This window comes from Flavobacterium sp. ov086 (assembly GCF_900187965.1).
In the GTDB taxonomy this organism is placed as follows: domain Bacteria; phylum Bacteroidota; class Bacteroidia; order Flavobacteriales; family Flavobacteriaceae; genus Flavobacterium.
Map to the genome: position 1 here is coordinate 86,023 of NZ_FZNL01000018.1, position 23,333 is coordinate 109,355.

Consider the following 23,333-nt stretch of genomic DNA (forward strand, 5'->3'; position numbering starts at 1 on the left):
AAACATCCTTGGATTTAGATACTAAAAATAGAAAACAAAGGAATTCTAAAACCAACATAAAAGAACCAGAGGTTCGGAAAATATTGTAGGGCTGGACTTTAGTCCAGTTCAAAACAAAAAAAAGTTCACGAGCGAGACGCTCGCATCAGCGTTAAAAAAGAAAAAACCTTAGAACCTCAGCAACTCAGAATCTTAGAAACTTCAAAGATCTACTCCTTCTCCCCTATTTTATTCACCATAAAAATCATCAGAATACCTAAAAGCGCCATTACAAAAAATGCCCATTTCATGCTTAAATATTCAGAGATAAAGCCAACCATTGGCGGAACAAGTAAAAAGCCAAGATAACCAATTGTAGATATAGAGGTTAATGCAGAACCGCTACTTAATTTTGAAGATCTTCCGGCGATACTAAACACTAACGGAACCACGCAGGAAACTCCAAATCCAATTAAAACGTAACCAAAAATAGTTGGATAAGCATATGGCATTACAAAACAAATACCAAATCCTAAAGTGATCAAAATACCACTGTAAAGCAAAATTCGTTTTGTTCCAAATTTCATTACGCCATAATCTCCAAACAAACGTCCTAAAGTTACCGCAGTTGCAAAAAACACAAATGCTGCACTGGTTAGTTTGGGAGAAGCTTTCAATATATTCTTAAAATAAATACCACTCCAATCGTACATGGTGTTTTCGCAAGCCATAGAAACGAAACAGATCAAAGCAAACTTTATCAAATTTTTTTCAGGCATCGAAAAGAACTTTTTCTTAACCGGTACAGGCTCATTATGAATACTTACAGGATAAAAACAAGCTGTAAGTCCCATTAGAAAAATACTTACTCCTAGCAAATGATAAGTAGGCGTAATATTCTGTGTAACCATTATGTATCCAAAACCCGCTCCGGAAAAAACTGCAATACTCCAAACTGCATGAAAACGCGTTATGATTGATTTGGGATATAATTTTTGGACCTCCAGAGATTGTGCATTAATAGATAAATTAAAAATATTGCGGGACGCTCCAAACATTAAAAGTATAATAACTAACTGCCATACAAATGCAGCCAAACCAGGTAACGACAAAGCAATATTAAACATGATTGCTCCTAATAACATAATATAACGGCTGCTATATTTATTTAATAACATTCCTGTAAAAGGCATTGTCAACATCAGACCTATTGGAAAGGCAAATAAAACAGCACCAAATTCAGCTTCAGACAAATGCAATTGCGCTTGGATATGTGGAATTCTGGATACCCAGGAAGAATACCCAAATCCGGAGATGAAAAAAAATACAGTATTGGCTAAACGGAATCCCTTTGGCGAATTCTGTATTTTTTTCAAAAAAGGTAAAATCATGGGGAGAGTTTCGTTTTAAAAGCACAAAATTAAGGCTTTTGAAGTATAACTTCTACCCTTTTCCTGTTTTTTAATAAAAGTCAGAAATTTAAGCCAATTACTTCTTTTCCTGCAAGTTTTTAAAAAAAGTTCACCAAAAGATAACAAAAAGTACACTAAATCAAGTCAAATAATATTTGTTAAGGAAATATTAATTTCTACATTTGCACTGTTTTTATTAATTCTAAATAAAAATAAATCTTAACCAAATTTAATTTAAAATGAAATATTCTTCTGCGAAAACGTATCGTCTTCTATTTACAATCGGCCTTCTATTCTCTATTTTTTGTTCTTTTGCGCAACAAAACTTCGGAAAAATAAAAGGAACAATAACAACCTCTGACGGCGATGCAGCTGCTGGTGTAAATGTGATCCTTAAAGCTTCAAAATATGGCACTACTACAAATGATGACGGTAGTTTTGAATTGAACAGAGTTCGAGCAAATACATATACTTTACAGATATCTTTAACGGGTTATGATACAACAGAACAAGAAGTTATCGTAGCCGAAGGTGAAACCACAACTGTAAACTTACAATTGAAGGTTTCAAACAAAGAGTTACACGAAGTTGTTGTAAATGGCAAAAAAAGCATCTTATCTAAAAAAACAGATTACGTTGCGAGAATGCCCCTTAAAAATCTGGAAAATCCACAAGTTTATAGTGTGATTCAAAAAGAACTTTTACAAGAACAAGTTTCCATAGACATTAGAAGCGCAGTTGTAAATGCACCTGGTGTAACTACAAAAATTTATCCTTCGGGAGGACTTGAAATTTCTTTTAGAGGATTTAGTACTGGCGTTAATGCCCGAAACGGAATGGAAAACATGACTGGACGCAGCTCTATTTCTATCGATAATGCAGAGCGTATTGAGGTTCTTAAAGGGCCATCAGGAACTTTGTTTGGATCGTCTGTATCTTCTTTTGGAGGTGTTGTAAACCTTGTTACCAAAAAACCTTTTGAAGGCAAAAAAACAGAAGTATCTTATACCGGAGGAAGTTTTGGATTGAACCGAATTGCTCTTGATATCAATACTCCATTAACACCGGATAATAAAGTATTGTTTAGATTAAACACTTCTCTAAATACTGAAAAAAGTTTTTTAGACTATGGTTTTAATAAAACATTCCTGATTGCGCCAAGTCTTATTTATAAAGCAACTGACAAACTAACCTTAAGTATTGACACTGAAATCTATAATGTAAACAACACACGCCCTACTTACGGACGTTCCTATGCTCCCGGAATTACAAACCCAACGGATCTAAAAATAGACTACAGAAAAAGTTTGTTTCATGATGATCTCGATGCTAAAACCTCATCAGCAAAAGTTTTTGTTCAGGCAGAATATCAATTGGCAGATCATTGGAAATCTACGACGCTTTTCTCTTTCATAGATGAAAATGTAGATCGTAGTTATCAATATTACACACAATGGAGTTCACCAACAGAAGTACAAAGAAGTGTATCTCGTTTTGGACCAATATTCAATCAGTTTACAAATATACAAGAAAATATTAATGGTGAATTTTCTACCGGAAGCATCAAACATAAACTATTATTGGGTGTAAATTACCGATTTTCAAAAAGCACCTTCAATTATGGTGCAACACCAGTTATAGACACTATTGATGTGACAAAACCTTTTGATCCTATTAGAAAAAAACAAGTTGATGCAGCACTATCTCAACTTACATGGCCAGTTCCGGACGAACAAATATTTAGTGTTTATGCCTCAGATGTAATCAGTTTTACAGATCGTTTATCAGCAATGTTGAGTCTTCGTTTGGACAACTTCGTTCAGAAAAAACTTGTAGATGTCGATGGATATAACCAAACTGCTTTGTCTCCTAAATTAGGTTTGGTTTATGAAGTTGTTAAAGATCAAGTTTCTTTGTTTGGAAATTATATGAATGGTTTTCAAAATTCAGGTCCAGTAAATCAGCCGGACGGAAGCTTGTTAATCCTGAAACCAGTTTACGCCAACCAATACGAAGGTGGTGTAAAAGTAGAAGTTTTCAATAAAAAACTAAGTACTACATTAAGTTACTACAACATTACTATTGATAATGCGACAAGAACAACTCCTGATGGTTTTAGTATTCAGGATGGTAAACAGGTAAGTAAAGGTTTAGATTTTGAATTTATTGCAAATCCAATTGAAGGTTTAAACGCTGTGGTAGGTTATGCTTATAATGATAATCGTATCGTAAAATCATCAGATCCTTCTATTGAAGGAAATAAAGCAAGCAGTGCGCCAGAGAATGTAGTTAACTTTTGGCTTTCTTATAAATTTCAAAACAAACTAAAAGATTTAGGTGTTGGTTTTGGAGGTAACTATGTAGACAAACAATATAAATTTGAAGACGAAAGTTTCTACGCTCCATCTTATTCGGTTTATAATGCAACTGTTTTCTACGATCAGCCAACATGGAGAATTGGTGTTAAATTCAACAACATCAACAACAAAAAATATTGGGATTCTTATGGAATGGCACAAACTCCATCAAATGTCTTGGTAAACTTAACCCTGAAATTTTAAGCAAAATCTTTATCAAAAACACCTCAACTCCAGAGGTGTTTTTTAATAAATCATCTTTTCCTTTTTATAAATAAACGTTTAATGACCTTTAAAAAAATCATACTTAAAATTCATTTATGGCTCGGTTTAGGCTCGGGTCTAATTATCGTTATTCTGGGTATTACAGGCTGTATTTACGTCTTTGATGAAGAATTAAGACCTATAGTGTATCACGATAGCTATTTTGCAAATGAAACTAAAAACGTGCAAAAACCGCTATCAGAATTGGTCAAAATAGTGCAGGATTCTATTGGAACTGACAAACCCATAAATTCCATAAATATCCGAAACGAAAAAGATGCAACCATACTATTACAAACCAGTAAAACTTTCGAAAACAAAAATGCCATTTGGTATTGGGACACAACAGAATATAGTTATAACATTTACATTAATTCTTTTACAGGAAAAATTCAGAAAATAGAAGATGCTACAACGGAATTTTTTGAGGTTATTTTCTCTCTACATTGGAGTTTATTATTGACAAATGACATTGGTCAGCCAATTGTAGGTATTGCCGTTATCATATTCATTATCTCATTGATTACCGGACTAATACTTTGGTGGCCAAAAAATAAAGCAGCAGCAAAACAACGTTATTGGTTTCGCTGGAAAAACACCACACAATGGAAACGTAAAAACTACGACTTGCATAATATTCTGGGATTTTATGTACTGATTTTTGCTTTGATTATTGCCTTAACAGGTTTAGTTTGGTCATTTGAATGGGTTGATAATGGTGTAAAATGGATTGCCAATGGCGGTCAGACTATCGAAAGAAAACAAGAGGAAATAAAATCAGATATTTCAAAAAAAGACAATCAAAATCCGTTGGATAAAATCTATGCTGCATTAAAACAGGATTATCCAAATGCCAAAAACTACATTGTTTCAATTCCTTCGGACTCTTTACAATCGCAATTTGTATTTATTGAAAATGGAGGAAGTTTTGATAGAGTCTTTCTACAATTTGATCAGTATACCGGCAAAATATTAGAAAAGAAAACCTTCGCAGATCGCAACAACGGAGACAAACTTCGTTCGTTAAACTACCCCATTCATTCCGGAGGCATATTGGGATTACCCGGAAAAATATTGGCCTTTTTTGCCAGTTTTATTTGCGCCAGTCTTCCGGTAACGGGATTTTATATTTGGTGGGGACGAAATAATAAAAAGAAAAAAGCTAAATAATAATACTTAAACCAATCATCACAAGTAATAACTAAAACCTTTATCAAAATGAACTATTTAAATTCTAAAACAACAAAATTTCTATATGTCATTGGTCTGTCTTTTATTGTAACAGCCACGGCATTCGCACAACAAAACTTCGGAAAAATTAAAGGAACCATTACCACTTCAGACAGTGAGCTTGCCGTTGGTGTAAACATCATTCTTAAAAATTCCAAATACGGAACAATTACCAATGAAGATGGTGCTTTTGAGTTTAACCGAGTAAAAGCAAACACCTACACTTTGCAGGTTTCTCTAACAGGTTATGAAACTTTAGAACAAGAAGTGATCGTTTCTGGCAATGAAACTACAATGCTAAATTTGCAATTGAAGGTTTCAAACAAACAATTAAAAGAAGTAATTATTACCGGAAATCGAGGAAAAGCCTTCCCGAAACAAAGTACTTATGTTTCTAAAATGCCGTTGAAAAACATCGAAAATCCTCAGGTTTACAATATTGTTTCATCGGAATTAATCAAAGAACAAGCCATTACAAATTATGAAGATGCTTTGAAAAATGTTCCCGGAATTCAAAAATTATGGGAATCTACCGGTCGTGGCGGTGATGGTGGATCGTATTATACTTTGCGCGGTTTTGAAGTTCAGGCAAATATTGTAAACGGATTACCAGGCTTGACAAACGGTAGTTTAGATCCTGCAAACGTAGAACGTATCGAAGTGATCAAAGGTCCATCTGGAACTTTGTTTGGAAGTAGTTTGGTAAGTTACGGCGGACTTATTAATACGGTTACAAAAAAGCCTTATAGCGGTTTTGGCGGTGAAATATCGTATTTAACGGGAAGTTTCGGCTTAAACCGAGTAACTGCCGATGTTAACACACCACTTGACGACGCTGATAATGTGGCTTTTAGAATTAATGCAGCGTATCAAACCGAAAATAGTTTTCAGGATGCAGGATATCGTACTTCTATATTTGTAGCACCTTCCCTTTCGTATAAAGTAAACGACAAACTTTCTTTCCTGATCAATACAGAGTTTATGCAGGAAGAAAAAACTACGCCATCGATGTTGTTTTTAGGAAGAGATAAACCATTGCAATACGCGAACTTAGACGAATTAAACTATAACACAAACCTATCTTTTTATAGTAATGATTTACCAATGAAAAATCCAAGATTTAGTTTGCAGGGTCAAATGACTTATAAAATTTCTGATCAATGGACTTCGCAAACCGTATTATCAAGAAGTTCTTCTAAATCAAGAGGATATTACTCTTATATCTACGATAATGAAGATGGTAATAAAGATTTTGGCTTATGGATAACCAAAGAACAATCACAAACTGTTACGACTGATATTCAGCAAAATTTTATTGGCGATTTCAAAATCGGATCAATGCGTAACCGTCTTGTTGTAGGTTTGGATTATTTTGAAAGAAATGTCATGTATGGAGGTTCCGGTTATGGTAAATTGTACAATGTTACCGCACAAGGCGAAGTGAGACAATTAGATCCTCAGAATCCTTATTATCTGACACAGACTTCTGTTGATAAACTTCTTGCCAATGAAGCTGCAGGAAATTTTAATCCGCAAGATGCAACTTATAGCGCTTATGCATCTGATGTATTGAATATTACGTCAAAATTATTGGCAATGGCAAGTTTAAGAGTTGATTATTTTGATACCGAAGGCGATATTAACAACGACGACGACGATTATACACAAACTTCTTTATCACCAAAATTCGGATTATTGTATCAGCCTATCGAAGACAAATTGGCTGTATTCGCCAATTATATGAATGGTTTTAGAAATGTTGCTCCGGCATTGAATTATGATCCTGACGGAAATTTACTTGGATCAAAAACTTTTGAACCGGAACATGCCAATCAATTAGAATTTGGAGTAAAAGCAAATCTTTTTGCTGATAAATTGAATGCTACTGTAAGTTATTATGATATTAATGTTGCCAATTTGGTAACCAGTAATGCTACATATTCCGTGCAAGGTGGCGAAGCGAGAAGCAAAGGTTTTGAATTTGATTTGAATGCTGCTCCAATAAAAGGATTGAGTATTATTGCCGGGTACAGCTATAATGACAGTAAAATTACAAAAGGAGACGTAGGAAATGTTTGGTTGGAACAAGGAAAAAGACCTTTCTGGTCCGGACCAAAAAACTTAGTAAACCTTTGGGCTACTTACAAATTTGACGAAGGTTTCCTAGAAAATTTCGGTCTTGGTTTTGGAGGGAATTATGCCAGTGAAAATGCTATTTTAGACAGTTCTGTAACCGGAAAATTTGTTTTGCCGGCTTATACCGTTATCAATGGTTCCGCATTTTATAATTCGAATAAATTTCGCATAGCATTAAACATTAATAATATCGCTAATAAAGATTATTTTAATGGAGGCTGGTCTACATTAAATCCACAGAAACCTAGAAATGTAGTAGCGAGTTTTACTTATAAATTCTAAGCTAGACAATTGTTTATAACATAAAGATTGTCAGGCTGAGCATCCCGATCCCGAAGCTTCGGGACGGGAGAAGCCATTTCAACACTAAAAACCAAAATGGTATTAATTTCAAGCTAATTAATCCCATTTATTTTTTCTTATTCAATTAAAAACTAAAACATTACAAATTTAAAACAGTCTTTTTATTGGTTTTATTTTTAATTATTCTAAATAAGACTTAAGTTTGTAACAATAATAATTTTTACTAAAATTTAAACTTCATTTTATGAAATCTAAAACTTTAAAATCAATAACATTTTCACTTTTTATGTTAGTTGCCAGTCCTGCCCTATTTGCTCACGCTCTTTGGATTGAAACTAAAGCAACCGGTACTAAAGGTAAAGCACAGGAAATCTCTGTTTTCTTTGGAGAATTTTCAGATAACGACATTACTGCTTCTGCTAAATGGTTCTCTGATTTAAAAGACTTTTCATTAGTAGTAATCAGTCCTTCAAACAAAGAAACGAAACTTTCTGCAACAGCTTTAGAAAATAAATATCAGGCTTTTTTCACACCAGATGAAGACGGTGTTTATACAGTAGTAATGCACCATACGGTAAAAGATGTTTACGGAACAATGAAATTGGACTATAACTCAAGTGCTACCGTTACGGTTGGTAATCCTGCAAAAGGAAACGAAGCATCAGTAAATTCAAATGTTATCAGCTTATTTTCTAAAGATGCTGCAACTGCCAAACAAAAAGCGGTTATAAATGTAAATGCCTTGTACGAAGCTAAAGCTGCCAAAAAACAAAAAATGAAAGTAATTGCCCCAAACGGTTGGGAAAAAGAATTATGGAGTAATGAAAACGGAGAAATTTCGTTTACACCAATCTGGCCAGGAAACTATATGGTAGAATTTGCTTATACCGAAAAAGCTGCCGGAGAACATAATGGTAAAAAATACGATGAAATCTGGAAAATGGCTACTTATTTAATTACAGTCAAATAAATTATTTTCTGCCTTTTTTAACAAACCTTGCTTTTTTACAGCAAGGTTTTTTTATTTTTTTACTTTAAAAAGGCACGTTTCAACCATAAAGAAAACTGTCTTACATGTTACTTTTCCTTCAAATTTATTTCACAAATAATTAACATATAAACAGTTACAATGTTAACCATAATTAATCTAAATAAACTTTGCAGGAGAAGATCTACCTATTTATATTTGCAAAAATTATTTTTACTTATTCTTAATAAACAACATGAAATATATTTTACTCTTCGGATTTTCATTTTTAAGTTTAGCCTCTTATAGTCAAAACTATGCAAGTTCAGAAAGCGGTTCGGCTGTAAACGACACTGTAAGAAACAAAAAAGGAGAAATTCTTAATGAAGTGATTGTTACTAAAAGCAAAGAACCAAAACCAGTAACAGCAGTTCGTTCAGGATTAAAACCAATGGATAATCCACAAACCATACAAGTTATTGGTGCTGAAATTATTGAGCAACAACAAGCAATCAGATTAAGCGAAGTAGTAAAAAATGCAAATGGTGTTTACGTAAGTTCAGCCCGTGGTGGTGCTCAGGAATCTTTTTTCTCAAGAGGATATGACATGTCTGCCAATAATATGTTTAAAAACGGATTTCGCTATAATGCTGGTTCTATCCCTGATGTTTCTGGTTTAGAGAAAGTAGAATTCCTAAAAGGAGGATCAGCCTTATTATTTGGAAATGTTGCACCAGGTGGAATTTTAAATCTTGTAACCAAAACACCATCATTTAAAAAAGGCGGTGAAATATCAATGCAAATGGGTAGTTATGCTTTTTATAAGCCATCTATCGATTTTTATGGTCCTTTAACTAAATCTATTGCTTTTAGAATTAATGGATCATATGAAAACTCTGAAAGCTTTAGAGATGTAGTAAAAAACGAACGTTTATACATAAACCCATCTTTACTTTTTGATGTAAGCAAAAAAACACAAATTACTCTTCAGGGAGATTATTTAACAGCAGACTGGACTCCGGATTTTGGAACTGGAATTATAGGAAAACAAATTTTAGACTTGCCACGTAATGCTTTTTACGGTTCTCTTTGGTCTAATGGTAATACAAAATCTGCCAGCGCATCCGCATTATTAAATCATGACTTCAATAAAAACTGGAAACTTAATTTTAATAGTTCATTCCAGACTTACAACAGAACCCAAAAATCAACAGCTCAATTGTCTAATTTAGATGATACTAAAATATACCCAACACCTGGTTACTGGAATAGAGGATTAACTCAAGGGAAAAACTTAGAGCAAATTCTTGGAGACCAATTAAGCCTGCAAGGAAACTTTAGTACCGGATCTGTAAAACATCAGATATATACAGGTGTAGATTGGGAAAATTCATTTGTAACCGCTTATACTTATGCTTTTAGCGAACAAAAAGTTAAGGTAAATGGTAAATATGATCCGAATCTTTATGATACTATCTATCTTTTTGATTTCGATCCTTCGACACAAAGAAATGATATTCCGAATGCAAGAGCTACTCAAATCGCAAAAACGGAAACCAATCGTTTTGGCGCCTATTTTCAAGACTTGATTTCTATTACAGATAAATTCAAAGTTTTAGCTGGTGTTCGTTGGTCTTGGCAAGAAGCTGAAGTAACAACTTACAAAGAAACACTTACTGTAAGCCCTGAAAAAGCAACACCCGTTATTGGTAGTAAAAAACTAGATAATGCTTTTTCTCCAAAATTTGGATTAATTTACCAACCAACAAAAGAAATCTCCTTGTTTGGTAGCTACTCAAGTTCATTTACACCAAATACAGGAACAACTGCAGATTTAAAACCAATTGCTCCATCGATTATTGATCAATATGAAGCAGGAATTAAAACAGATTTCTTACACGGACTTTTTAGTGCAAACTTTACGGTTTATCAAATTACGAACAGTAATTTAGCACAAACAGCCGAATTTAAAGCAGACGGAACAACTCCAAATATTGATACTAACGTAAAAGTCTTAAGCGGGGAAACTAAAAGTAAAGGTATTGAAATTGATATTACAGCAAGACCAACTGAAGGTTTAAATATTATTGCAGGTTACAGTTATAATGATATGCGCTATACACAAACATCTGGATTAAACGGAAGTTTTATAGAAGGTGATCGTTTAGCAAGAACTCCCGCAAACACAGCAAATTTAAGTTTCTTCTACACGCTGCAAGATGGTTTCTTTAAAGGAGTTTCTGTTGGAGCAATCGGGAATTATATTGGAAAAAGAACTGGAGGTTGGAACAATCAATACGATTCTACTAAACCAAACGGAATATGGGATAGAGAAATCCCTTTAGAAGGTTACACAACAATAGACGTGTCAGCTGGTTATACTTGGAAAAAAATCTCAATCTTATGTAGATTATCAAATATTACAAATGAATTGAACTATACAGTTCACGAAAATTACAGTGTGAATCCAATTGCACCTCGTCAGATTATGACAAGCTTAAGATACAAATTCTAAAAATTTGAATTAGATTTTAATCCACCAAAGCTTCTTTCTGCTTTTCAAAAGGAAAAGCTCTGACCCTTAAATAAAGAAAACCTCATTTATCACTAAATGAGGTTTTTTGTTTTGACTAAAAAGAAGTAAAAACAGAATTACTAATGACATAGGGTTGTCACTAGATGTAATTTACTTTGTAATCTAAACATCCAAAAAATGAATAAATTAGATTTAACAAAGACAGATAAGATATATTATACTGCCAAAGCTAAGCCTCAAATAATACATATCGAAAAAGCACATTATTTATCAATTGTGGGCAAAGGTGATCCCTCAGGTGAAGCATTTGCAGATAATATTCAGGCGTTGTATCCAACAGCTTATGCGATAAAATTTATGTGCAAAACATTAAATAATGATTTTGTTGTTCCTAAACTTGAAGCTTTATGGAGTTTTGATGAAGAAAAATACAATAATATATCTATTGATGAAGCACCATTAAAAATTCCAAGAAGTGAATGGAATTACAGAATCATGATTAGAATGCCAGATTTTGTTACCAAAGAACAAGTTGAAACTGCTATTGATATTGCCATCAAAAAACAAATAAAACAAGCAGAAACAATTGAATTTTATGAAATGACAGAAGGCAAAGTAATACAAATTCTTCATATTGGACCTTTTGCCAATGAGCCCGAAACACTTAAACAAATTCAGGAGTTTTCTAAAAACAATAATTTGCAGAAAAACGGAATGCATCATGAAATCTATTTATCTGATTTCCGAAAAACGCCTCCCGAAAAATTGAAAACAATACTAAGAGAACCCGTCAAATAAAGCTTAATTAAATGCAAAAATCCCAATACTAAAAGTAGTATTGGGATTTTTTATTTTTAAAAGTAAATCTGATTCTTATTTCAAACCAGCAATACTTTGCTCGATTGTAGCAATTTTTGCTAATGCATCAGCTTCTTTTTGTTTTTCGTTAGCCAAGACTTTTTCTGGCGCTCCGGCAACAAATTTCTCGTTAGACAATTTTGCCTGAACTGATTTTAAGAAACCTTGCGTGTAAACTAATTCCGCAGTCAGTTTTGAGATTTCGGCTTCAACATCAATATTTCCTCCTGAAATCGGAATGAAATATTCATTTGATTTTACACGGAAAGATAACGCTCCATCAACTTTAGCCGAAACATATTCGAAAGCTGAAATGTTTCCTAATTTCGTTACGATTGTATCAAAATATGTCGAAATGTTCTCGCTGTTGATTGCTTTCAATTCGATTGCATCTTTAAACGGAATATTTTTATCTTTTCTAATGGTTCTAATTCCTGAAATTACTTCAATTGTATTTTCAAAATCAGTAATCAAACTTGCGTTGAATGGTTTCAATTCTGGCCAAGTCGAAACAATTAAAGCTTCTTCCGGAGTTCTGTCAGCAATTAAATGCCAAATTTCCTCAGTTAAGAAAGGCATAAACGGATGTAACAATTTCAAGTTACTTTCTAACATTTCGATTGCTTTATCAAACGTTGCTTTATCAATTGGTTGTTGATATGCCGGTTTGATCATTTCTAAAAACCAAGAACAAAAATCATCCCAAACCAATTTATAAATTGCCATTAACGAATCTGAAATCCTGTATTTCTCAAAATTATCTTCAATGTCAACTAAAGTTTGTTGCAACTTCGCTTCGTACCATTCGATCGCTACTTTTGATGATTCCGGCTGTGGAATAGTATCTGAAACTTCCCAACCTTTAATCAATTTAAACGCATTCCAGATTTTGTTTGAAAACGCTTTTCCTTGGTTACATAATTCTTCATCAAACATAATGTCGTTTCCTGCAGAAGCACTTAAAAGTAATCCTACACGAACTCCATCTGCACCAAATTTCTCGATCAAGTCTAAAGGATCAGGAGAATTCCCTAATGATTTAGACATTTTACGACGTTGTTTATCACGTACTAAACCAGTTAAATATACATTTGTAAATGGTTTTTCACCAGCATATTCGTAACCTGCAATAATCATTCTCGCAACCCAGAAAAACAAAATATCCGGACCTGTTACCAAGTCATTTGTTGGATAATAATATTTGTAATCTGCACTTTCCGGATCCATTATTCCACCAAAAACTGACATCGGCCACAGCCAAGAAGAAAACCAAGTGTCTAAGGCATCAACATCCTGTTTTAAGTCAGATGTTGTAAGTGAATTGTTAGATGTTCTTTCTTGTGCTAATTTTAATGCATCTTCGATGTTTTCTGCAACTACGAAATCTTCTTTTCCATCACCATAATAATAAGCCGGAATTTGTTGTCCCCACCATAACTGACGAGAGATATTCCAATCACGGATATTGTTTAACCAATGTGCGTAAGTGTTCTCGAAACGTTTTGGGTGTAATTTAATATCTCCATCAACCAAAACAGATTGGATTGCAGGTTTTACTAAATCTTCCATTTTCAAGAACCATTGATCTGATAATCTTGGTTCGATCACCGCTTTGGTTCTTTCAGATGTTCCAACTTTATTTAAATGGATCTCGGTTTTTGCCAAAGCTCCAATTTCTTCTAATTCTTTTGCAATTTCGGTACGAACCACAAAACGATCTTTCCCTTGATAATGCAATCCGAAACTATTTAGCGTAGCATCTTCATTAAAAATATCAACGATTTCAAGATTGTGCTTCTCTCCTAGCGTTTTGTCATTCATATCGTGCGCCGGAGTTACTTTTAAACATCCAGTTCCGAATTCTACATCTACATACTCATCTTCGATAATCGGAATTACACGACCACAAATAGGAACGATTGCTTTTTTACCTTTTAAATGAGTAAAACGCTCATCGTTTGGATTAATACAGATTGCAGTATCTCCAAAAATAGTTTCAGGACGAGTTGTGGCAATGGTCAAAAATTCCTCAGTTCCCTCAATTTTATATTTTAAGAAAAATAATTTCCCTTGTTGTTCTTCATAAATAACTTCTTCATCAGATAAAGTTGTTTTTGCTTCAGGATCCCAGTTTACCATTCGGTAACCTCTATAGATTAATCCTTTATTATATAAATCAACAAATGACTTAATTACAGAAGCCGACATATCAGGATCCATCGTAAATTTGGTTCTTTCCCAATCGCAAGAAGCCCCTAATTTTTTAAGCTGATCCAGGATTACTCCACCATACTTATCCGTCCATTCCCAAGCGTGCGCTAAAAATTCTTCGCGAGTTAAATCGTTTTTATTGATTCCCTCTGCTTTTAATTTAGCTACAACTTTTGCTTCGGTCGCAATCGATGCGTGATCCGTTCCCGGTACCCAACAGGCATTGAAGCCTTTAAGACGTGCTCTACGAATTAAAACATCCTGAATTGTATTATTCAACATATGCCCCATGTGCAAGACTCCTGTCACGTTTGGTGGCGGAATTACAATTGTATAAGGTGTTCTATGATCTGGCTCTGAATGAAAATAGTTGTTTTTCATCCAGTAATCATACCATTTATTCTCGATCGTTTTAGCGTCAAATTGTGCTGGAATTGTCATTTTATCGTGGATATGTTTAATTGTTGGTTTAACCGTTTAATTGTTAATTTGTTTAATCGTTGATTTGTTATGTTTTTAAACCAATTAAACGATTAAACAGTAAAACAAATTAACAGTAAAAAAAACTGGTTCAATTTTTGTAATTATAACTGACAGCAAAAGTAAATAATTAAAGACACTATAAAAAGCGAAATAAAAATTTGTGTATTAATTAAAACAAAGTATATTTACTTACAACTTAAAATAATTTCAAATGAAAAATGTTGCCACTTTTATTGTAATCGCATTGTTTTGTACAATTGGTTATGCTCAAAACGGCCCAAAAATTGAATTTGCAGCCCCAGACAACACAATCGATTATGGAAAAATTTCTAAGGGTGATAATGGGGTTCGCTCTTTTGAATTTACTAACACTGGAGATGCGCCACTATTAATTACCGGTGCCGAATCTACCGTAAGCTCAATTATCGTTACAAAACCTGCCGCAGCTATTTTGCCAGGTAAAAAAGGGAAAATTGATGTAAAATACAATATGGTTTCCGGTCCTATCCGTAAAACAATTACTGTTGAAACCAATGCTGTAAACTATCCTGACGGTAGAGTTGCCTTAAAAATTAAAGGAGAAGTTTTGTAAAAACAATAGAATCTAAAAAATAGTAAAAGCCGTTTCGTTAATTAGAAACGGCTTTTTTATTTTCAAATCTTTGTCAAATTTTAAAACTTTGACAAAGATTATTATAAGTAATAAGGTTTACTTTTCAGTACATTCAACTGTTGCAAATTTATATTTTACGTTTACAAAATCAATTGGTTTATCTTTTACTAAATAAGTAACACCCATTGTAGTTTGCATGGTTCCGTTTCCTAGAATAAGTTGTTTGTCACGTTTTAAGAGTGCCATTGGGTTTTTGAACTTTGTATCTTTATTGGCAGTATCAACAAAAGTATAATCTATAAATAAAGTATCACCTTTAAATTCTCCTGCTACTTCACCGGTTCTTATTGGCGCTTTAGCAACTTTCATTATCATATCTCCGGATATCTTTCCGTTTTTTAATGTATTTACTTTTAAATCAATTGTATCTTTTTCATAAATCGCTTTATAACACTGAACACTTACAACTTTTTCTCCTTCAGCTTTTACGGCTTCAATTTCTTTCTTTTTTTCATCGTTTTTACAACTTTGGAATCCAATGCAAGCTATAAGCAAGCAAAATATAACTGGTTTTTTCATAATTAAATATTTTAAGTTCATTGTTATTTTATAAAATTAAATAAAAAAGAAGCCAAAAAAAAGGCTTCTTTTTAAAATTATATTTTTTATTAATTCTGACAGGTTTAAATAAGCTTATTTATAGTTTCTTAATAACAAATTCACTTCTTCTGTTTAATTCGTGCTCTTCTTCTGAACAGGAATCATCTGTTTTACATTTTATAATTGGCACAGATTCTCCGTAACCTTTGGCGGTAACTCTGCTTACATTTATCCCCGATTGAATAATAAATTCTCTGGTTGAGTTTGCTCTTTTTTGAGACAAGTCTTCATTGAATTTAGCATTTCCGCGCGAATCTGTATGCGAACCTATTTCGATAACCATTCCTGGGTATTTATTCATCAATGCTACCACTCTTCCTAAAACTACTTTAGATTCTTTACGGATATACCACATGTTGTAATCAAAATAAATAGGATCAGTTTTAATAATTAATCTGTCTTTATCATCTTTTACAACATCTTTTTCTTGTTTTAAAATCTCAGCAACTTTTTCTTTTTTCTTGGCTTCTGTTGCTTCCGCTAAAGCAATAGCTGCCAAAGCTTCTTTTTTCTTATTTTCTTCTTCTATAATAATCTCTTGTTTTCTTTTGTTTTCGGCATTTTGCTTTTCTTCCAATTTAATTGCTTCTAAAGATTTAAGCGCCAATGAACCATCGTTTGTTTGGTATCTGGTTTTTCCTATCTCTAAAGTTTTCGATTCGTTTGTGTATTTTTCCTTAAAAGCCACAATTGTATAAGAGCTTTCGCAAGCAACTGTAAAATTAAATTTTCCGTCTGAAGTTGTCGTAAAAGTGTTTAATGTCTTTTTATCCGAATCTTGCAAGATTACGGTCGCATTTTCAAGAACCAGATTGGTATCGACATCAGTAATTATTCCTGCGATGAATTGTTTACAATCTTCTACAATTAAATCTTTTGTTTCTTTGAACGAATAAATATCGTCGTTTCCTTTTCCGCCTTCTCTATTGGATGCAAAATATCCTTCTTTGGTATCTGAATCAATATTAAAAGCAAAATCATCCAGATTAGAATTCAAGGGCAAACCAATATTAACTGCTTTTGTATGTTCATTTCCTTTAATTTCTGAAACAAAAACATCAAGCGATCCATAGCCTAAATGTCCATCTGAGGAAAAATAAAGTTTATTATCTGCCGAAACAAATGGAAACTGCTCTCTTTTATCTGTATTTACTTCCGTACCTAAATTTCGTGGTGTATCAAACGCTCCTTTATTTACGTTTACAGAATAAATATCAAACGATCCTAAACTTCCTGGCATATCAGACGCAAAATACAATACTTTTTCATCAGGACTTAAAGCGGGATGCTCCACAGAATAATTTGGGCTATTGAAAGGTAATGAAACTATATTTTTCCATTTTCCATCTACCAATTCAGCTTTAAATATTTGAAGATTAGATATTTTCTGATCGTTCTTTTTCTTTTTGCCATTCTTAGAATTATTGCGTGTAAAATAGATCGTTTTTCCGTCTTTTGTAAAAACAGCATTCGATTCATGCATTCCGGTTTTTAATTCATCAGCAAAATAACTAATATCTGCATCGCTTGAATTAATACTCTGAAGTGGCACTTTTACAATGTTTAAATAGGTTTCATTATCCCATTTAAATTTTTTATCAAATATTCCCGGTTTTAATTTGACTCCTGCAAAAACGAGATTATCTTTATACTTTACTGCTCCAAACTCAGAATTTGGTGTGTTTATAGCCAGATTTTGAATCTCGAATCGTTTACCAATTGCTGATACATTTTCTAAGATTTTAATCTCATTTTCGAAATTAGCAAGATCTTCACTATTTCCGGATTTGGAATAGTATTCTCTTAAAACTGTATTTGCATCGTCATAACTATTAGTTGCTTTTAGCGCCTGAGCATATCTAAAATAATAGTCTTTGTTTAAATCGTTGTTGTAATTTTTAACTAAAAGCCTGTAATAACGTTGTGCTTTTATCAGATCGTTGGTATAATAATAAGAATCTGCCAGATTTTTTATAACTTCCTGAGAAGGCTTTTCTTCGGCTAGCTTTTCATATAATATAATGGCTTCTGCATAATATGTTTTATCAAAGAATCGCTTGGCTCTAGCCAAATCCTGATCCTGAGCATTTATAAACTGTATTGAAAATACGAATATAATAACGAGTAGTTTTTTCATATTTTTCATTTTAAAAGAATCTTGGCGATTTATCATATCCTTTTCCTAATAAATCTAAATCGAAGAGCAGCATAATTTCATGCGTTCCCGAATTAAACTGTCCTAAATTCGAAAGTGTGTAGTCATAAGCATAACCAACTCTCAAAGATGGCGTAACATTGATATTTACTAAGGCACTCACAGCATCATTTATTCTATAAGCGGCACCAAGTTCAAACTTATTATTATATAGAACATTAGCCGTTAAATCTACCGAAACTGGCGCTCCTTTTACAAATTTTGCCATGAATGCAGGTTTTACTTTCCACATATCATTGACCTGAAAAACATATCCCGCAGTTAAGAAAGTATGAATTGCATCTTCTCCAAAAGCATTAACTCCTGATTTTTCTTCGATGTATTTTGATTTCAATAAATTTGGCGCTGATATTCCCGCATAAAAATTATCTCTAAAATAATAGGCTCCAACTCCAATATTTGGTTTGGTAGCATTAATATCCTGAGCAAAAGCAACATCTGTAGCTGCATTTCCGGATTGTAACTGAAATCCGTTAAAATTACTCTGCATCGACGAGAATCCGGCTTTTACCCCTAAAGACAATCTATTTTTACCTCCTAAATTTAAAACATAGGCAAAATCAGCATAAACGTTATTTTCTTTTTTAGCACCATCACCAATATCATCTGATACAAATGACAAACCAACTTCAATCTTATCAGATAAGGCTGTGTGTCCAAAAAAGGTAAAAGTCTTTGGCGCTCCATATGCTCCAACCCATTGCGTTCTGTATAATCCTCCAAAATTCATCATTAACGGAGTCCCTGTTGCGTACGCCGGATTTACCACACTCATGTTATACATATAATGGGTATATTCAGGATCCTGCTGCGCTGAAGCGGGTATTATATAGAGAAGAAAAAGTATATAAAGTATTATTTTTTTCATTTGAAAATTATATTAAATAATGTAAAAAAGAATTATCGATTTAAATAAAGTCGCCCTTGCTGAGGAGGTTTATTGTCTTTATTAAAATGAATAACATAAAAATAAACTCCATTTGGTGCTATTCCACCATTAAGCCCTTTGTTCTCATAGTTTATTCCGTCCCAACCCGGTTTATCTTTTCCTCCTTTATACATTCCGTTTCCGTATCTGTTAAAAATCTCGATAGTATAATTCGGATATAAAAATTCAATATTTGTAATTTCAAACAAATCATTTACGCCATCTCCATTAGGCGAAAACCCATCAGGAATAAAGAAAGGATATTGAGGAGAATCACATTCTTTCAGCGAAACCGTTGCCGGAGTACTTTGCTCAGAATAACAGTTTGTTGTTGTCGAAAAATCGAACCCGTAATATGTTTTTTTATCAACCAAAAGTGTAGAAGACGGTAATAAATTTCCATTATTTGGCGCATCGTACCAAACCACTGTTGAAGGTGAATCTGTTTTAGTTGATAAATCTGCAATTGTAGGATTATCTAATCCGCAGAATTCAGGATCATTACTCAATACAGGTGCGGGAGTATCATTTATTGTGACTGTAATCATTGTTGGATCTGATATACATTTTAATGTCGTTTGTCTTAAATAATAGCTTTCTGCTTTTAACACATATGTACTCGCGAGGGGAGTTGTTGCTGTTGCAGAATCATACCAGGAATATTGTGCTCCTTTTGGATCTAAGTTTGCAATTGTAGCTTTATCAACTTTACAAAATTCCTGATTATTTGCAGCTGGTGCAACAGGAATTGGGTTTAGAGAGAAAACATCTGCGGCACCACTTACATCAGCACTACAAGTCGTTATATTATTGGTTAATTTTGTAATAGAAATTGTTGTCGCTCCGGGATTAATAAGTAAACTGGCAGGAATTATAAAACTGGTACTCCCGGTTGAAGTGGTTAATGCAACTGTTTGCACTGTTGCTGTGTTACTTCCCGAAAGTAAATATGATAGCGTAACATCTGTTAAAGTTCCTAAACCTGAAACTGCAACTGTAACATCGCTACCAAAACAAACATCGACAACTTGTATTCTTAAACTTGTAGCATTTGGCAACGGATTTACTAAAATATCCCCTTTTAAATTTGCGCTATTTACACATTGTGAAATTACATGTGTAATTGCAGTAATTGTCACAGTTGAAGTTCCGCTTTTTTGATTGAAAATTCCCGGAACAATAAAATTGTTTGAAACACCTCCAACAAAAGTTAATCTTGCAATTTGCGATGAAGCACTGTTGGCTCCGGTAAGATTATAAACAACATCGTAATCGCCATCTGCCAGTTTTGCTGCATCAGTGATTTGAATGGTCGCATCATCATTTTGACAAACAGTTGCCGGAGTTATTTTAGCTCCTGTTAAATCCGGAATTGCATAAACAATCAACTCATCTGATAAATCATCAACAATATTTACACATTTTTTTAAACTATTTACGGCAACCACATTTACAATATCAACTCTAAAACGACCAACTGTCTGAAAGTAATTTGAATTAATTGGAAATATAAGAACTCCATTTGTAAAGTTTGCAATTACTGTTTCTCTTCGCGCTCTTGGTCCCGAAACATCAAACGTAACTTCGTAAAGGCCATTCGGAATTGGAGTTCTTCCTCTTGTAATAGTTACTGAATATTGCGCTGTCAAAAGTTCCGTTTCACAGATATCTGAATTTACTTCGACTGTCGCTCCAGTAAAATCAAGCCTTTCTTCAATTCTAATTACTACATTTGCAATGTCAGCCGGACAAATTGGATTATCAGATGGGACTCTATAAGTAAACACATAAGTACCAGGTCCAAAAGTGTTATATATTTGCTCAATATCTATATTATGATCACCTACAAAACTTAACTCTCCAGTGTTAACAACATTACCATCTTTCCATGTTCCTCCCGCGTCCTGTCCGGAAATCGAATTGAATAAATCATAATCAGAATAAGCCGACAGGCCATCATTTGCGCAGAAAAGTAAACTTCCAGCAATTCCAGCTTCAGGCGCCCTAACTACAGAAACTATTGCCGTTGACGACATCGCCGGACAACTACCAATAGCTGGCATTGTATAAGTAAACTGGAAATCTCCTTCTGAATGTTCAACATAGAAACCAGCTCCCATAAATTCACCAGTAGTATCATTATGCCATTGCCCGTTTGACTGGGGCCCTAAAACAAGTCCGCTAAAAGCATTAAAAAGATTGTAACTTATATCTGCACTACATACAGTAACATTTGGAGAAGTTTGTCCTGAATATCCTCCAATTATAACTTCAACAGTAGCCGAATTATCTGTACATCCAGCACTACCGGTAACGGTATAAGTATAATGAAAAACACCACTTACATGGATAAGTTGCGCATTTAAAATTCCTGTACCTTTATTTAATCCTCCAGAATCATCATCATCTGTCCAAACTCCACCAGCAACCGGAGTACCATTTAATTTTGTAAATAAATTTATTGTCCTATTAGCATTATTTGGTAAATCACAAATTGTAAATGAACTATCATCACCTGCACATTGTGCATAAATTGCAGAAGGAAAAATTGAGAAAAAAATAAAAAACAAAAATATACGTAGGAAATTATTGTAGTTTTTGATCATAAATTATTTTTTTTGCATAAACTTAATAAAATATTAACGCTCGTTGACCAAAAAAAATATTTTAACAGTTAATTTTTCACAAAACTCACACATACTACAAAATCATTACTGATAATCATCATTTTAATTTAAAAAACTGAATATATTTTAATTGATTTTTCTACAATTCATCTTCTAATCTAAATCTGAATTTAAGCACCAGACTATTCCTTTCGACTTCTAAATTAATCCAGATATCATCTTCAGATTTCAATAAATTATTAATCTGCTGCAAAGTATATTTATACGGTTTAACACCATTTATACTTATAACAATATCGCCTTTTTGCAGTCCACATTTTTCGGCTGGAGATTGTTTCCGAATATTTACTATCTCATAAACTGGTTTTAATAAAAATTTATAAATAAAATCTCCATTTTTCTTTTCGTTTCCCTCCATCTCACGTGTTGAAGTAACAACTTGTATAGTCTCCATATGAACCGTTTCCTGAACCCATTGCAAACCATTATGCTGAAGCACAATACCACTTTTATTGTATGTAAAAGCCTCGGTAAATTTAGCATTCTTCTTAAGATAGACTTTCTTATCAGCATAATCCAGAACAATTCTAAAACGTTTTAAAACCTCACCGCCTACTGAACCAATACGATCCGGAACCATTTTAACATTTCGGATAGATGCCGAATCCGGAAAAGAAACAATTGGTTTTTTAAATTTAAATTCATCAATAGAGAACTCATCTATTTTTGCCCGATGTCCTTCAATATCTCCACTAAAACCTTTTCCTAAAAAGTCAGGAAAGTTCTTTTTGGGCAATTTAATCTTGTTGTTTTCAAATATCCAAAAAGCATCACTATTTCCAATATCAATTAGAAGTTTTGCCGGAATCTGCACATTATTAACAGTCGCTGTTGTATAAAGATAAGGCTTAGACCTCTCAATAGTTATTGGTATTACTTTAAATTTTTTCTCTAATTTTTTCTTAAATTCTTCACTATTCAAATGAACAGTAATCTTCTTTTTTTGATAATTGATTTCTATCAAATTATTTTTAAAAAATTTATATCCAATAATTCCATTTACAGGAATCCCAATATGTGAAGACAGATTGAAACTCTGATCCAGAATAATGAATACCATATGATTATTAGACCTTAAACCATGTGTTTCAAAAGTATTATTTGTCGATTTTAAACCTTCAATTTCCTGTTCGCTTCCTAATCCTCTCAATTTTATTTTTTCGACATTATTAAAACTTACTTCTTGTTTCTCTTCCATACTAAACAAGATCGTTTCCTCGACTCCGGAATCCAATAAGAAATTCAATTCGACTCCGTTTACTTTTATTGGAATAAAAATGAGATTATTAATCAAATTAAAAGGAATAGTAACCTGTTTACTTTTCCCCTGAATTGAAAAGTCACCTTGAGCATTTACTAATAAAGATGCTAAAAGCCCAAAAAACAACATAACTTTTTTTCTCATTGATAGTTTTTTATTATAAAATTAGTAAATATATTGATAATTGTTACATTTTCACAAGTGCCTTTAATGTTTACATTAAATTCGAAAAA

The 23,333-nt window shown here is 33.2% G+C and carries 14 protein-coding genes; 7 read left to right on the forward strand and 7 right to left on the reverse strand.

The window, feature by feature from the left end; all coding sequences use genetic code 11:
• Positions 1-209: 209 nt before the first annotated feature.
• Positions 210-1,370: an MFS transporter gene (locus CHB81_RS18565; RefSeq protein ID WP_089353334.1), complete on the reverse strand. Its 1,161-nt coding sequence runs from the start codon at positions 1,368-1,370 to the stop codon at positions 210-212.
• Between the two features lie 260 nt (positions 1,371-1,630).
• Here CHB81_RS18565 and CHB81_RS18570 point away from each other — a divergent pair, with 260 nt between their 5' ends.
• From CHB81_RS18570 to CHB81_RS18595, 6 genes are all read left to right on the forward strand, one after another.
• Positions 1,631-3,952 carry a TonB-dependent receptor gene (locus tag CHB81_RS18570; RefSeq protein ID WP_089353335.1) on the forward strand — a complete coding sequence of 774 codons (2,322 nt, stop codon included), beginning with the start codon at positions 1,631-1,633 and terminating at the stop codon, positions 3,950-3,952.
• An 81-nt stretch (positions 3,953-4,033) separates the two neighbouring features.
• Positions 4,034-5,182, forward strand: coding sequence for a PepSY domain-containing protein (locus CHB81_RS18575; protein ID WP_089353336.1), 1,149 nt, complete (start codon positions 4,034-4,036; stop codon positions 5,180-5,182).
• A 48-nt stretch (positions 5,183-5,230) separates the two neighbouring features.
• Positions 5,231-7,660 (forward strand): TonB-dependent receptor, encoded by a 2,430-nt coding sequence (locus tag CHB81_RS18580; RefSeq protein WP_089353337.1) that lies wholly within the window; start codon positions 5,231-5,233, stop codon positions 7,658-7,660.
• A gap of 265 nt (positions 7,661-7,925) precedes the next feature.
• Entirely contained in the window at positions 7,926-8,651 is a 726-nt protein-coding gene (locus tag CHB81_RS18585; protein ID WP_089353338.1) for a hypothetical protein, read from the forward strand.
• Between the two features lie 253 nt (positions 8,652-8,904).
• Positions 8,905-11,163, forward strand: coding sequence for a TonB-dependent siderophore receptor (locus CHB81_RS18590; protein ID WP_089353339.1), 2,259 nt, complete (start codon positions 8,905-8,907; stop codon positions 11,161-11,163).
• A 198-nt stretch (positions 11,164-11,361) separates the two neighbouring features.
• Complete coding sequence (locus CHB81_RS18595) at positions 11,362-11,982, forward strand: GyrI-like domain-containing protein (RefSeq protein WP_089353340.1); 621 nt, start codon at positions 11,362-11,364, stop codon at positions 11,980-11,982.
• Positions 11,983-12,057: 75 nt separating this feature from the next.
• Here the strand turns inward: CHB81_RS18595 and CHB81_RS18600 are convergent, their stop codons facing one another.
• Positions 12,058-14,694 (reverse strand): valine--tRNA ligase, encoded by a 2,637-nt coding sequence (locus tag CHB81_RS18600; RefSeq protein ID WP_089353341.1) that lies wholly within the window; start codon positions 14,692-14,694, stop codon positions 12,058-12,060.
• A gap of 253 nt (positions 14,695-14,947) precedes the next feature.
• Between CHB81_RS18600 and CHB81_RS18605 the strand changes: the two genes are divergently transcribed.
• A complete protein-coding gene (locus tag CHB81_RS18605) occupies positions 14,948-15,328 on the forward strand; it encodes a DUF1573 domain-containing protein (protein WP_089353342.1) in 381 nt (126 codons plus the stop codon).
• 117 nt (positions 15,329-15,445) lie between these two features.
• On the opposite strand, the gene CHB81_RS18610 is transcribed toward CHB81_RS18605, so the two are convergent.
• From CHB81_RS18610 to CHB81_RS18630, 5 genes are all read right to left on the reverse strand, one after another.
• Positions 15,446-15,928: a hypothetical protein gene (locus tag CHB81_RS18610; protein ID WP_089353372.1), complete on the reverse strand. Its 483-nt coding sequence runs from the start codon at positions 15,926-15,928 to the stop codon at positions 15,446-15,448.
• Between the two features lie 118 nt (positions 15,929-16,046).
• Positions 16,047-18,146 carry an OmpA family protein gene (locus tag CHB81_RS18615; protein ID WP_089353373.1) on the reverse strand — a complete coding sequence of 700 codons (2,100 nt, stop codon included), beginning with the start codon at positions 18,144-18,146 and terminating at the stop codon, positions 16,047-16,049.
• A gap of 10 nt (positions 18,147-18,156) precedes the next feature.
• The gene (locus CHB81_RS18620; RefSeq protein ID WP_089353343.1) at positions 18,157-19,092 is read right to left on the reverse strand and encodes a type IX secretion system membrane protein PorP/SprF; all 936 of its coding nucleotides are present in this window, start codon (positions 19,090-19,092) and stop codon (positions 18,157-18,159) included.
• A gap of 32 nt (positions 19,093-19,124) precedes the next feature.
• Positions 19,125-21,758 carry a gliding motility-associated C-terminal domain-containing protein gene (locus CHB81_RS18625; protein ID WP_089353344.1) on the reverse strand — a complete coding sequence of 878 codons (2,634 nt, stop codon included), beginning with the start codon at positions 21,756-21,758 and terminating at the stop codon, positions 19,125-19,127.
• A 160-nt stretch (positions 21,759-21,918) separates the two neighbouring features.
• On the reverse strand, positions 21,919-23,244 hold the full coding sequence (locus tag CHB81_RS18630; RefSeq protein WP_089353345.1) for a PDZ domain-containing protein: 1,326 nt from the start codon (positions 23,242-23,244) through the stop codon (positions 21,919-21,921).
• Positions 23,245-23,333 lie beyond the last annotated feature (89 nt).